At 62.8% G+C, this 13,538-nt stretch carries 14 protein-coding genes; 8 read left to right on the forward strand and 6 right to left on the reverse strand.

Annotated elements, in window-relative coordinates:
* Positions 1-51 precede the first annotated feature (51 nt).
* Genes ACFOGH_RS09600 through ACFOGH_RS09615 form a run of 4 tightly spaced genes read right to left on the reverse strand, consistent with a single transcriptional unit; the run spans position 52 to position 3,938 of the window.
* On the reverse strand, positions 52-1,134 hold the full coding sequence (locus ACFOGH_RS09600) for an ABC transporter ATP-binding protein (protein WP_380072850.1): 1,083 nt from the start codon (positions 1,132-1,134) through the stop codon (positions 52-54).
* Positions 1,134-1,916, reverse strand: coding sequence for an ABC transporter permease (locus ACFOGH_RS09605; protein ID WP_380072851.1), 783 nt, complete (start codon positions 1,914-1,916; stop codon positions 1,134-1,136). Before ACFOGH_RS09605 ends, ACFOGH_RS09600 begins: the two co-directional genes overlap by 1 nt.
* Positions 1,913-2,779, reverse strand: a complete 867-nt coding sequence (locus ACFOGH_RS09610) for an ABC transporter permease (RefSeq protein WP_380072852.1) — start codon at positions 2,777-2,779, stop codon at positions 1,913-1,915. The genes ACFOGH_RS09605 and ACFOGH_RS09610 overlap by 4 nt, the downstream gene beginning before the upstream one ends.
* 55 nt (positions 2,780-2,834) lie before the next feature.
* Complete coding sequence (locus ACFOGH_RS09615) at positions 2,835-3,938, reverse strand: ABC transporter substrate-binding protein (RefSeq protein ID WP_380072853.1); 1,104 nt, start codon at positions 3,936-3,938, stop codon at positions 2,835-2,837.
* 219 nt (positions 3,939-4,157) lie between these two features.
* Between ACFOGH_RS09615 and phnC the strand changes: the two genes are divergently transcribed.
* The 5 genes from phnC to ACFOGH_RS09640 all read left to right on the forward strand — a co-directional run bounded on the left by phnC (position 4,158) and on the right by ACFOGH_RS09640 (position 9,056).
* Positions 4,158-4,970, forward strand: coding sequence for a phosphonate ABC transporter ATP-binding protein (gene phnC, locus ACFOGH_RS09620; RefSeq protein WP_380072854.1), 813 nt, complete (start codon positions 4,158-4,160; stop codon positions 4,968-4,970).
* A 32-nt stretch (positions 4,971-5,002) separates the two neighbouring features.
* Positions 5,003-5,893 (forward strand): phosphonate ABC transporter substrate-binding protein, encoded by an 891-nt coding sequence (phnD, locus tag ACFOGH_RS09625; protein ID WP_380072855.1) that lies wholly within the window; start codon positions 5,003-5,005, stop codon positions 5,891-5,893.
* Positions 5,894-5,951: 58 nt separating this feature from the next.
* Entirely contained in the window at positions 5,952-6,830 is an 879-nt protein-coding gene (gene phnE / locus ACFOGH_RS09630; protein WP_380072856.1) for a phosphonate ABC transporter, permease protein PhnE, read from the forward strand.
* A complete protein-coding gene (gene phnE, locus ACFOGH_RS09635; protein ID WP_380072857.1) occupies positions 6,827-8,143 on the forward strand; it encodes a phosphonate ABC transporter, permease protein PhnE in 1,317 nt (438 codons plus the stop codon). Before phnE (ACFOGH_RS09630) ends, phnE (ACFOGH_RS09635) begins: the two co-directional genes overlap by 4 nt.
* Positions 8,144-8,438: 295 nt before the next feature.
* Entirely contained in the window at positions 8,439-9,056 is a 618-nt protein-coding gene (locus ACFOGH_RS09640; RefSeq protein ID WP_380072858.1) for a chloramphenicol acetyltransferase, read from the forward strand.
* Between the two features lie 261 nt (positions 9,057-9,317).
* Here ACFOGH_RS09640 and ACFOGH_RS09645 read toward each other — a convergent pair whose 3' ends face one another.
* On the reverse strand, positions 9,318-10,499 hold the full coding sequence (locus tag ACFOGH_RS09645; RefSeq protein WP_380072859.1) for an alpha-D-ribose 1-methylphosphonate 5-triphosphate diphosphatase: 1,182 nt from the start codon (positions 10,497-10,499) through the stop codon (positions 9,318-9,320).
* 62 nt (positions 10,500-10,561) lie between these two features.
* Positions 10,562-11,308: a phosphonate metabolism transcriptional regulator PhnF gene (gene phnF, locus ACFOGH_RS09650; RefSeq protein WP_380072860.1), complete on the reverse strand. Its 747-nt coding sequence runs from the start codon at positions 11,306-11,308 to the stop codon at positions 10,562-10,564.
* A gap of 104 nt (positions 11,309-11,412) precedes the next feature.
* On the opposite strand from phnF, the gene phnG reads away from it, so the two are divergent.
* From phnG to ACFOGH_RS09665, 3 genes are read left to right on the forward strand one after another with little or no spacing between them, the layout of a single operon-like run.
* Positions 11,413-11,868, forward strand: coding sequence for a phosphonate C-P lyase system protein PhnG (gene phnG, locus ACFOGH_RS09655; protein WP_380072861.1), 456 nt, complete (start codon positions 11,413-11,415; stop codon positions 11,866-11,868).
* On the forward strand, positions 11,865-12,431 hold the full coding sequence (phnH, locus tag ACFOGH_RS09660; RefSeq protein WP_380072862.1) for a phosphonate C-P lyase system protein PhnH: 567 nt from the start codon (positions 11,865-11,867) through the stop codon (positions 12,429-12,431). The genes phnG and phnH overlap by 4 nt, the downstream gene beginning before the upstream one ends.
* Positions 12,431-13,507, forward strand: a complete 1,077-nt coding sequence (locus ACFOGH_RS09665; protein WP_380072863.1) for a carbon-phosphorus lyase complex subunit PhnI — start codon at positions 12,431-12,433, stop codon at positions 13,505-13,507. The genes phnH and ACFOGH_RS09665 overlap by 1 nt, the downstream gene beginning before the upstream one ends.
* Positions 13,508-13,538: the final 31 nt, after the last annotated feature.

Here is a 13,538-nt window from a genome sequence, read left to right on the forward strand (position 1 = left end):
TTGCGCGTGGCAGCGGCGATGGCCGCAGCCATATCAAAGGTGGGAAGCCCCCTACCCCAAAACGATCACATCCTGGCCGCGAAACCGCAGCGCCATCTCGGCCCCCACCGGCGGCGGCGGTGCGTCGGGGCGGTTGAACAGATCGAGTGCGATCACCCCCGCCGCCGTCTGCGCCTTCACCCGGATCACCGCACCCAGAAAATCCACTGCCGCGATGCGCGCGGGCAGCGCAAAATCGCCCCGGCTGATATGGCCCGCAGTAATCTGGGCGGTATCCGCCTCCAGATGCACAACCTCGGGCCGCAACGCCAGACCCACCGTCGCCCCCTGCCCCGCCGCAATCGCCTGCCCCAGTTGCAACGGCTGCCCCTGCACCGTCACCTCACCCCGCGCGGCATTGGTCACAACCGCGTCAAGCGTGTTCAACGTGCCAACAAACTGCGCCACAAACCGCGTCGCAGGGTGATTGTAGATTTCAAACGGCGCGCCGACTTGCTCGGCCCGTCCGCCGTTCATCACCACCACCCGATCCGACATCGACAGCGCTTCTTCCTGATCATGCGTCACGAAAATCGTGGTGATGCCCAGTTTCCGCTGAATCTCGCGGATCTCACCACGCAAACTTACACGGATCTTCGCATCCAGCGCCGACAGCGGCTCGTCCAGCAACAACACACGCGGACGCGGCGCCAAAGCCCGCGCCAAAGCCACCCTTTGCTGCTGCCCGCCCGAAAGCTGAAACGGATAGCGCGCGCCCATCTCGGGCAGACCGATCAGCGCCAGCATCTCGGCCACCCGCGCGGCGGTTTCCTTGGCCGAGACCCCGGCAATCTTCAGCCCAAAGCCCACATTCTGCGCCACCGTCAGGTTGGGAAACAGCGCATAGGCCTGAAACACCATGCCGATATTGCGCTGATTGGGGCGCTGCCCCGTCACATCCTGCCCGTCGATGCGTATGCTGCCTGCGCTCGGGCTTTCAAACCCCGCCACCATCCGCAGCACCGTGGTCTTGCCACAGCCCGAAGGCCCCAGCAGCGAGACGAACTCGCCCTTGGCAATCTCCAGATCAAAGCTCTTCACCACTTGGTTCGCGCCAAAGGATTTTTGCAGGCCGGAAAGGTCCAGATACGCCATTAGCGTGGCATCCTTGTATGTTTGGAAAATTTGGTCGCCAACTGGATCAGCATCATGCAGGCCCATGTCAGCGCAAAGGTCATCACGGCCAAAGCCGCAGGCTCGTAAGCCTTGTTGCCTCCCGCCCAGACCAGATACGGCCCAAACGCAGGCCGATCCAGCAGCGCCGCAAACACATATTCGCCGATCACGATGGCAAAGGTCAGAAACGCGCCAGACAGCACCGCCACCAGCACATTCGGCAAGATCACGCGGGCAAGCACAGTGATCCACCCCGCCCCAAGGCTTTGCGCCGCCTCGGTCAGCGTCGCCAGATCAATCGCCGCAAGGCCGGTATCCACCGCGCGATACATGTAGGGCAAAGACAGCACCGCATAACCGCAGATCAGCAGAAAATCGGTGCCCAGCGTGCTGCCCGTCAACGGCAACCAACTCGACGTATTGAACAACCGGATATAGCCAAACACGATCACAATCGGCGGGATCACCAGCGGCAGCAGGGTGATAAACTCCATGATCGGGCGCAGGCGCGGCAGTTTCAGCCGCACCCAGAACACCGTCGGCACCACCACCAGCACGCCGAACACGATGGTCAGGCAGGCCATCAGCACTGAATAGCCAAAGGTCGCCTGAAACTGCGGATCGCCGATCACGGATCGGTAAGCGTCCAGCGAATACTCCCCCCGCCGCATCTTCAGCGAAAATTCCAGCATCCCCAACAGCGGCAGAAAGAAATACACCACCGCAAAGCCAATGGTCGCCCAAGACAGGAAACGCTTCATTTGATCCACCGCTCGGCGCGCGTGCGCATGACCACATAAACCCCGTTTGAAATCCCGGTGATCACGATCATGCCGAAAGCCAAGGCATAGCCCAGATGCGGGTCTTGCAGCACGTCGCCCCTGATCTGATTGAACAAAAGGATCGGCGCTATCGACAGCAGCGACCCCGTCAACGCAATTGCCGTCGCCACCGCCCCGAACGCATTGGCAAACAGCAGCGCCAGCGTGCCGAGCAGCGAAGGCCCCAAAACCGGCAGCGCCACCATGCGCCAATACTGGCCCCCGGTCGCACCCAAAGCCTCGGCCGCCTCGCGCCATTCGCGCTTCAGACCATCAATCGCGGGCGTGATGATCAGCACCATCAGGGGGATCTGAAAGAAAACATAAGCCGCCGTCAGCCCCCAGAAGCTGATCATGTTAAAGCCCAAAGCGTAGATGTTCACCCCGAACCAATCGCGCAGCAGCAGCGTCACAAACCCCACCCGACCAAGCGTCGCCACATAGGCAAAGGCCAAAGGCACGCCTGCGAAGTTTGAGGTGACGCCCGAAAACGTCATCACAATCCCGCGCAGCCATGCAGGCAGCCCGCCCAACACCACCGCCAGCGCCACCGCAAAGCCAATCGCACAGCCGATCAGCGCCGAGGTCAGGCTCAGTTTGATCGACAGGCCAAACGCCTTGATGATCTCGGGCGTGAACAGATTGGCGATGTTTTGTAGGGTGAATGCGCCGGTGCCGTCCACAAACGCCCCCGCCACGATGTTCGCGGTGGGCAGTAGCAGAAACAGCAGCGCGAACAGCAAAAACGGCAAGGCCCCCAAACCGTTCCACGGCAGGGCGCGCCAAAGGCGAGAGCTTCTCATGTCTATGATCCTGAAAGGAAACCCGCCCCAGCCTGCGCCGGGGCGGGGTTGCAGATTACTCGACCTTGACGCCGACAGTGGCGTCCCAGCCAGCGGTCACGGCCTCTTTATGCGCAGCCTGTTCTTCCAAAGTCGGGAACACGGCCTTTTCATAGGCGGCAGCGGGCGGCAGTTTCGCCAGCATCTCTGCCGGGATCGCATCGCGCTTGGCGAGGTCATTGAAGCGGATCGGGTGGCAATAGCCGTTCAACCAGCCCAGCTGACCTTCATCGGAATACAGATATTCCATCCACAGCTTCGCGGCATTCGGGTGCGGGGCATAGGCGCTGATCGCCTGCACATAAACGCCCGCCACAGTGCCGGAAGCAGGCACGATCACCTCAGCCTTCGGGTTGCCTGCCAGCGTGTCGCGCCAAGCCAAAGCGTTATAGTCCCAAGCCGCCACGATCGGCGTTGCACCCTGTGCGATGGTGCCGGTTTTGCCTGCGACGGGAACGAAATTGCCCGCCTTGTTCAGCCCGGCAAAGAACTCCAGCCCTTTGGCCGCCGATTCAGCCCCCGGCTTGCCGCCCATCGCCATGCCCGCGCCCATCACCGACATCAGCGGCTGGTTGCCCGAGCGCGGATCGCCCGACAAGGCAAACGCCCCGGCATACTCCGGCTTCATCAGATCGGCCCAATCGGCGGGCACGTTCTGCACCATATCGGTGTTCACGATGAACGACATCACACCGTAGTAATCGCCATACCAGAAGCCATCGGCATCCTTGGCGGCATCCGGGATGCTGTCCCAGGTGCTGACCTTATACGGCTGGATCAGGCCCTCTTCCTTGGCGGCAGGGCCAAACGACAGGCCGATGTCCAGCACGTCAGGCGCTTGCGGGCCGGTGTTGCCCTTGTTGGCGCGCACGGCTTCCAACTCATCCGCCGACGACCCATCCGGGTTCAACTCGTTCACAGCGATTTCGGGGTATTTCTTCTTGAAGCCCTCGATCACGGCACCATAGCCGCACCAGTCATGCGGCAGCGCGATGGTGGTCAGCGCGCCCTCTTTCTTGGCGGCTGCGGTGATTTCCTCAAGGCTCTGCGCCGAGGCAGCACCAGCCACCAGCATCGCCATCAGGCTGACGCCCGAGGTCAAGGTTTTGAAAACGGTCATGGAAGTCTCCTGTTAAGCCGACCCGACCGAGCCTCTGCCCGGTTGGTTGCTGAGGCGTGGCTTAGGCATCCGCCATGACGGCCAAGTAACGGGATGATGAAGTTTATGTGTCGCATCAAATGCTTGTGCGGGGCAGGCTTTGTTACCCAACCGTCACAGCCCCGATAATCAACCGTCACGAATCCCGCGTATCAGCCGCTCAATCAAAAGGGGGCCGCGATGCTGAAGGTCGAAAACGTCACACGCCTGTTCGACCACAAGGCCGCCGTGGACAATGTCAGCTTTCAAATCGACCACGCAGGCTTTGTCGGCGTGATCGGGCGTTCGGGTGCGGGCAAGTCGACTCTGCTGCGCATGATGAACCGTCTGACCGATGCCTCATCCGGCACGATCGCCTTTGAAGGCCGTGATGTGCTGACGCTGAAAGGCGCCGAGAAACGCGCATGGCAAGGCCAGTGCGCGATGATCTTCCAGCAGTTCAATCTTGTGCCACGGATGGATGTGGCCTCGAACGTGCTGCACGGGCTTTTGAACCAGCGCTCCACCTTCGCCACCATGTTCAACCTGTGGTCGGATGCCGACATCACCCGTGCGATGCAAATCCTCGACCGTCTGGGCATCGCCGAACAAGCCACCAAACGCGCCGAGGCTTTGTCTGGCGGCCAGCAACAGCGCGTCGCAATCGCCCGCGCCCTGATGCAAGACCCCAAAGTTATCCTCGCCGATGAACCCATCGCCAGCCTTGATCCGATGAACGCCCAAGTGGTGATGGACGCTTTGCGCCGCATCCACGAAGAGGATGGCCGCATGGTGATCGCCAACCTGCACACCCTCGATACCGCGCGCCGCTATTGTGACCGCGTGATCGGGATGCGCGATGGCCGCGTGGTGTTCGACGGCACGCCCGATCAACTGACCACCGGCGTTGCCCGCGACATCTACGGTGCCGACGCCAGTTTCAACGAATCCGCCACCTCGACTTCAATCAGCGGCCCGCGCGACGCGGCCTATGCCGATGCGATGCTGGCGTGACCCCAACGATCCAACCCAAACCGGAGACGACAATGAAAAAGCTGCTCGCCATTCTGGCCGCCACGACCTGCATCACCTCGGCCCAAGCGCAAGAGTTGAAGGAATTCAACATCGGCATTCTGGGCGGTGAAAACGCACAAGACCGCATGACCTCGAACGAATGCTACCGCGCGGCGATCGAAAAAGAACTCGGTGTGCCGGTCAAGCTGTTCACCCCGGCAGATTATGACGGCGTGATCCAGGGTCTGCTGGGCGGCACGCTGGATATGGCATGGCTGGGCGCTTCGGCCTATGCCAAGATCTATCTGACCGATCCGAAAGCCGTCACCGTCGAGTTGACCAAGGAAAACCTGAACGGCACCACCGGCTATTACTCCATCGCGTTTGCGCGCACCGACTCCGGCATCAAATCCGTTGAGGACGCCAAGGGCAAGAAATTCGCCTTTGGCGAGCCGAACTCGACCTCGGGCTATCTGGTGCCCGCCGCTGAACTGATCGCCAAATACGGCCCGCTGGAAAACTACTTCAGCGAAGTGAAATTCTCCGGCGGCCATGAGCAAACCATCGTCGGCGTGGCCAATGGCGATTTCGATGCAGGCGTGTCCTGGGCCGATGGCGATGGCAACTGGGAAGACGGCTATTCCTCGGGCGCTTTCCGCAAGGCGGCTGACGCAGGTCTGGTCGACATGAACAACCTGGTGGAAATCTGGCGCTCGAAACTGATCCCCGAAGGCCCGATGGTTGTCCGCGCCGCGCTGCCGGATGATGTGAAAGCCAAAGTCACCAAACTGACCGCCGATCTGTGGGAAACCGACCCGAAATGCGCCTACGGCGTCGCCTCGGGTGAAGCCAAAGACTTCGTTCCCGCCACCCACGACATGTTCCTCGGTATTGTCGAAGCCCGCAAGCTCTCGGGCGAGTAATTTCAGCACCCATGCCGGGTCTGCGCAAGCAGGCCCGGTTTTTTCTATTGGAGGCCGCATGGTTGACATCACCTTCGGGCCAGAGCCGGGCAAGCGCCCCGATCTGAACAACCCCACCGAGGCCTATATCCACCTTGCCCGCCGCAAGCGGCTATACGGATTCATCCTGCTGATCCTGTTCGTGGCCCTGATGGCCTCGGGCTTTCAGATCGCCCAAGACCGCAACGCCGGTGATTTCCTGTCCGGCCTGCACCAATTGGGCGCTTTCCCGTCAGAAGTGCTTTCCGAGGCATGGACCAACCGCGCCAACCTGCCCGCCCTGCTGTGGCAACACCTGCCGTCCCTGATCGAAACCCTGAACATCGCCGCCGCCGCCACCCTTCTGGGCGGTGCGTTCGGCGCCTTCCTCGCCCTTGGCTCCACCCGCCACCTCGCCCGCTTTCCCCTGCTCACCCCGCTATTCCGCCGCACCGCCGACATCATGCGCGCCATCCCCGAGATCGTCATCGCCCTCGTGCTGATTTTCATCCTCGGCGGTGGCCCCGTTCCCGCCGTGCTGGCCATCGCCTTCCACACCGCAGGTGCCTTGGGCAAACTGTTCTCGGAATCGGCTGAAAACGCCGACCTGAAACCCGTCGAGGGCCTCACCTCCACCGGCGCATCCTGGAGCCAGCAAATCTGGCTCGGCATCCTGCCGCAAGTCGCCCCGAACTGGCTGTCCTACGCCCTGCTGCGGTTTGAGATCAACATCCGCGCCTCTGCGATCCTCGGCTTTGTCGGCTCGGGCGGCATCGGCTATGATCTGAAACTGGCGATGCAATGGGGCGGCGGCAAGTACGATCAGGTCGTGGCGATCTTCACCCTGCTGTTCTGCGCCATCGTGCTGTTCGACCAACTCTCCGGCTATGCCCGCAACCGTTTGGTAAAAGGCCAATGATGACCTCCCTCCCACATCCCGCCTATGCCCCGGTGCAGCGCCGCTTCAAAGCCCGCCGCCTGCGCGCCTTCGCCATCCCCGTGCTGCTGCTGCTCTACCTCGCCTACCTGTTCGCAAGCTTTGACATCGCAGGCCTCGCCGCCCGCGCCCGCATGGACAACGCCCGCATCCTGCTGTCCGATTTCGTCGCCTACAAAACCCACGTCACCCGCGACAATCGCACCGACAAGACCACGGTCTCGATAGAGGGCGAAGCCAAAGCCACCTACACCCCCGCGCAATACCCCGATTGGGTCAAGGTCGCAGGCGACACCACCACCATAAACCTCGGCCAAGGCCACATCGTCACCTACGACACCCGCGGTGCCCGCTACACCGTCCCCGGCTATGGCATGATCGACATCCAACCCGACGGCGGCAAGCTGAAACTGACCGCCCCGCAACCGCTCCCCGCTTGGATCAACGCCACTGACACCCGCATCTCTGTCACCACCCCGCAAGGCCGCTTCGCCTATTCGCGCTCGAAGGTAGAGACGTTCAAATACCAACCCGGCTGGGCCTTGTTCTTTTTCACCCTCGACAGCCCGTTCTACGGCAAATCCTATGGCCAACTCACCGCAATGCTGGCAGGCCCCCGCATCGACCCCGCCCGCAGCAACATCGGCTACATGGCGTCGGAGTTCTGGCACAACAAACAATGGCACCACGGCGATGTCGCCTGGGCCTTGTTTGAAACCGTGCTGATGGCCTTCCTCGGCACCATGGGGGCCGCCCTGATCGCCCTGCCGCTGGCCTTCCTCGCCGCCTCCAACTTCACCCCGATCCGCCTCATCCGCTTCGGCTTCCGCCGCCTGTTCGATTTCGTCCGCGGCGTCGATGGCCTGATCTGGACGATCATCCTCGCCCGCGCCTTCGGCCCCGGCCCAATGACCGGAGCCTTGGCGATCCTGATCACCGACACCGGCACCTTCGGCAAAACCTTTTCGGAAGCACTGGAAAACATCGACGAAAAACAAGTCGAAGGCATCCGCTCCACCGGCGCAGGCCCGCTGCAACGCGCCCGCTTTGGGGTGATCCCGCAAATCGCGCCGATCCTGCTCAGCCAAGTCCTGTATTACCTCGAATCCAACACCCGCAGCGCCACCGTCATCGGCGCCATCGTCGGCGGCGGCATCGGCCTGTTGCTCACCCAAGCCATCATCACCCAGAAGGATTGGGAGGATGTCGCCTATTACATGATCCTGATCGTGCTGATGGTGATGGCGATGGACAGCTTCTCGGGCTGGCTGCGCCGCAAACTGATCGGACGCTAAGGCAAACTGCGACAAAGCACTTCATCTTGGCAAAAATACTCCCGCGCGGCGCGCTCCCAACCGCAAACCCAAATGCCGCCCTCGGGGTCATCGAGACCCCTCCTGCGGCGCTGCCACGCCCAGGCTGGACCGCCGCCGCCAAGCCTCCACGGCAGTGCCGGCCAAAGCGGCTCGATGCCGCTGCGGACGGCCCCGCGTTTGCGGTCAAATCGTTAAGATCTGGTAAACACCCTCTCTAAACCATTGAAATATAATAAACCACTCCGATGTCCACGCGTGGACAAGAAAGCCCGCCATGACCAAACTTAGCCCCGACACCCCACTGATCCACCCCGACTGCCAGATCAGGAACGCCGATTTCGGCGCTTACTGCGAGATCGGGCGGTTCAGCCGCATCCTGAACACGACTTTTCAGGATTACGCCTATTGCGACCAGTTCTCCGACATCACCAACACGACCGTCGGCAAATTCGCCAATATCGCCGCGATGACCCGCATCGGCCCCACCGACCACCCGATGCAGACCGCCAGCCTGCACCATTTCCTGTATCGCAGCAGCGCTTATTGGGAAGATGCCAGCGACGACGACGCCTTCTTCGCCGCCCGCCACGCCCGCCGCACGGTGATCGGCCCCGACACCTGGATCGGCCACGGCGCGATCATCAAGCCCGATGTGACCATCGGTGCAGGTGCCATCGTGGCCAGCGGTGCGGTCGTGACCAAAGATGTCGCGCCCTATATGATCGTCGCAGGCCTGCCCGCCAAACCCTTGCGCGCACGCTTCACCCCACAGATTGCCGAGCGTCTGCAAGCGCTGGCATGGTGGGATTGGAGCCACGCAGCCCTGCGCACGGCGCTGCCCGATTTTCGCAAAATGCCGGCTGAAGCATTTCTCGAGAAATACCACGGCTGACCGCCAGCAGGTGCCGTGCGCAGGGGCATCGAGCCCCCTTGCGCGGCGTTGCCACGGCAGGTTCTGACCGCCCGCAAAGCTTGGTCGCGGCAGCGCCGTCCAAAGCGGCTCGATGCCGCTGCGGACGGCCCCCGGTTTAAGGTTAAAGCGATGCGCGCCACAGAAAACCACAACATGTTGTGGAGAAACGGGCATTTCTGCAGAAAAACCACAAGTCATTCCCAGATGGGAAAAGCTTTCCCGCAAATCGCCGCTGCAAGCTTACTCGGCCGCCAACCGCAAAGCCTCGGGCTGGCTGACAAACCGCCGCGCCGCTTCGCCCGCCAGATAGCTGAGCCGACCAGCCGAAATCGTCGCCTCAATGCCACGCGTTTCGGCGTTCACGATCACCATATCGGCGCGCAATCCCGGCTCCAACCGCCCCCGATCCACCAGCCGCATCACCTCGGCCGGGCGGGATGACACCAAGGCCCAAGCCTGCGCCAGCCCCATCACCCCCCGGTCCACCAATCCCCAAACCGCAAGCGGCAGCGCAGGGATGTGGTAATCCGAGACCAGAACATCGCACAGCCCATCCGACACCAAGGCCAAAGCCGAGACATTCCCCGCCTGCGAGCGCCCCCGCACCACATTCGGCGCTCCCATGATCACCGGGCTCATCATCGCATGGGCGGCCACAGCGGCGCGGCGGGTCAGCGGAAATTCGGCGATCTTCGCGCCGATCATCGAATAGAACTCGCGCGTCTCGCCATCGGGATCATCATGGCTGCCATAAAGCACGCCCAAAGCATCGAAAGCCTCGGCCAGATTGCACAGACTGCGCGGCACCTCTTTGGCACGGGCCGCGGCGGCTTCAATCGCCTCGGCCAATTCTTCGGCGGTCTTGCCGACCTTGCGCGCCCAAGCGGCGAAATCGGTGGGGGCGATGCGGGCCATATGCAGGCCTTCGGACAGATGATCGTTGAACACCACATAGCCGATGCGGTGCCGCTTGACGGCGGCGATCAGGCGGGCGGCCTCGGTGACCAGATGTGTCTCGGCCCTGATTTGCAGGCGCAGGTCGGTCAGCGCCTGCCCGCGATAGCTGTCCAGCGCCTGCATCATCGCCTCGGCATGATCCGGGCCACGGTGGCCACCCTCCCAGCTCCACCCCTGCGCCAGATAGGCCGTGGTCACACCATGCGCCGCAGCCTCGCGATCAAACGAAGCAAGCCCCGCCGCCAGCGGAAACGGTGCCGAGGGGCGCGGGGCCATGTGACGCTCAAACCCATCGCCGTGCAGGTCGATGATGCCGGGCAGCACCAGAAAGCCGGACAGATCCACTTCAGGCAAAGGCCCACGCGTGATGCGTCCCTCGGCCAATCCAATCGAGCGTTGCTGCATCGCACCCTCCCGCAGGATATGCGCGCCAGTCAGTCGCAGGGGGGGCAAGGGCAGCGGCATTGCAGGCTCCGACGGAAAAGCGAGTGGATTTCGCGCCGGGATAGCAGTGCCAAGCAACGGCGTTATGACAGTTTATCCACACCCCGCGCCGGATCGCCGGTTTCCGGCATCACCGTCAGCGTCACCCTGTCGCCGGCAAACCAGGTGGTGCCAAATTCAATCGGCTGGCCAAAGGGATCGACATTCACCGCCACCGAGCGCAACAGCGGCGCGCCCTGCGGCAGACGCAGATGCAGCGCCAGCAGCGCATCGGCAGCAAGCGCGGTGATGCGGGTTTCGGCGCGGGTATAATCGGCCACCCCGGCTTCGGCCAAGGCTGCGGTGACAGAGCCGAGCCGGGTCATCGCCAGCAGCAGATGCGGGCAGCGCGCGGCGGGAAAGACCGAGCGGAACATCGCAAGAGGCGTGCCATCGGCGAGCGACAGGCCCTCGACCAGATGCACCAAAGCCCCGGTTTCAAGCTGCAAGGCGGTGGCTTCATCCGGATCGGCAGGGCGGGTTTCCAACCGAAGGATTTCCCGCGACGGCGTGCGGCCTGAGGCCAGCACATTCTGGTGAAACCGCACCCTGCGGCCCAGCGGGTAATCGGTGGGAACCGCCGTCACGAACACCCCAGCCCCGCGCCGGGGATGCACCGCCCCCGCCTCGGCCAGATGTGCCAAGGCCTGCCGGACAGTGTGGCGGTTGACGCCAAAGCGGGCGGCCAGTGCGGCTTCGGTCGGCAGTTTGTCACCGGGGGGGTAATGCCCCCATGCGATCTCGGCTGTCAGCGTATCCGCGATGGATCGCCAGATTGCGGGCCTTGCCACCAATCTTGTCACCAAAACTTCACATGCATTTTGCGGCTTCCTCGGATAATGATTTGTCTAGTTGTCTATTAATCTAGACAAGTTTGCAAGATGTCGGGATCAAAATGACGCATGACAACCCTGAAGCGGTGATAAGCGCCCGCAAGACCTGGATGGGCCTGCTGGCCCGCGCCAAGCCCGCGCGGCTGGCAGAGTTGTTTCCCGCCCTGCCATCGCATGATCTGCTGCGCCAGCCCGAAATCGGCGCGGTGATGGTACAGGGCCGGATCGGCGGCACCGGGTTGCCGTTCAATCTGGGCGAGATGACGGTGACGCGGTGCAGCCTGCGTCTGGCGTCGGGCGCTGTCGGCCATGCGCATGTGCATGGGCGGGACAAGGGACATGCGCTGCGGGCGGCGGCTGTGGATGCGCTGATGCAGACCGCTGAGGCGGCAGAGGTGCAGGCGGCGGTGCTGACGCCCTTGCAGGACGCAGAAACCGCCCGACGTGCCAACCGCGCCGCCAAGGCAGCGGCCACCAAGGTCGAGTTTTTCACGCTGGTGCGGGGGGAGGATCAATGAAGGATGTATTGTCAGCCGGGTTCGCGCAAGCTGCGGTGCAAAGCGCCCATGCGTTTCGCGCGGGCTTGATGGCGCTGTCGCAGCCGGGGACGATCCATCGGCTTGAGGGGGCATTGCCGCCCGCGCCGCTGTCGGTGGCCGCTGGAGTGCTAATTTTGACGCTGTGCGATGGCACCACGCCACTGCATCTGGCCGGGGCCTACGATTGCGCGGCTGTGCGCGATTGGATCACCTTTCACAGTGGCGCACCACTGGTTGCGGCAGAGGATGCGATGTTTGCGGTGGGCGATTGGGCGGCGTTGCAGCCGCTGGATCGGTTTGCCATCGGGGTGCCGGATTATCCCGACCGCTCGGCCACGCTGATCGTCGAGATGGCAGAACTGGCCACCGCAGGTGCTGCGCTGCGCGGGCCTGGGATCGCCGATGTGGCGTATCTGTCGCTGCCGGAAATCGTGGCGTTTCAGGCCAATCGCGCGCTGTTTCCGCTGGGGTTTGATTGCTTTTTCACCTGCGATAGCCGCGTCGCGGCCCTGCCCCGATCTACCCGCGTGGAGGCTGTCTGATGTATGTCGCAGTCAAAGGCGGAGAGCGCGCCATCGACAATGCCCATGCTTGGCTTGCCGAGGAACGCCGAGGCGATCTGGGCGTGGCCGAATTGTCGGTGGCGCAGATCCGCGAGCAACTGACGCTGGCGGTGAACCGGGTGATGGCCGAAGGTTCGCTGTTTGACGCGGATCTGGCGGCGTTGGCGATCAAACAGGCGCGCGGCGATCTGATCGAGGCGATCTTCCTGATTCGCGCCTATCGCACCACCCTGCCGCGTCTGGGAGTATCGCGCCCGGTGGATACGGCTGCGATGGCGGTGATCCGGCGGATTTCGGCGACGTTCAAGGATTTGCCGGGTGGACAGGTGCTGGGGCCGACGTTTGACTACACTCACCGGCTGCTGGATTTCAAACTGGCAGCGGAAGGCGAAGGGACGCAGGCCGCGACCGCTCCGGCGACGATGGCAGCCGTGCCGCATGTGATGGCGATGCTGGACCGCGATGGCATGATCGCCTCCGAGCCTGTCGGCGATGCGATTGCCCCCGATCTGACCCGCGCGCCGTTGGAATTGCCAGCCAGCCGCGCGCTGCGTCTGCAAGCCATCACGCGCGGCGACGAGGGCTTTATCCTCTCTATGGCCTATTCGACGCAGCGCGGCTATGGCCGCACCCATGCGTTCGTCGGCGAGTTGCGCATCGGCGCGGTGGCGGTCGAGATGGACATTCCCGAACTGGGCTTCGCGGTCGAGATCGGCGAGATCGAAGTGACCGAATGTGAGACCGTCAACCAGTTCAAAGGCAGCAAGACCGAGCCTGCGCAGTTCACTCGGGGTTATGGCTTGGTGTTCGGTCAGACAGAGCGCAAGGCGATTGCGATGAGTCTGGTGGATCGGGCGTTGCGCTGGGCGGAACTGGGCGAGGACAACAGCGGTGCCCCGGCGCAGGACGAGGAATTCGTGCTGATGCACGCCGACAATGTGCAGGCAACCGGGTTTCTGGAACATATCAAGCTGCCGCATTATGTCGATTTCCAATCCGAACTGGAATTGGTGCGCCGCTTGCGCAGCGAAGCCCATGCCGAGGCGGCCGAGTGATGACGGTATTTGCCGCGCCCCCTCACCCTAA

The sequence above is a fragment of the Cypionkella sinensis genome (assembly GCF_042646385.1).
GTDB lineage: Bacteria > Pseudomonadota > Alphaproteobacteria > Rhodobacterales > Rhodobacteraceae > Cypionkella > Cypionkella sinensis.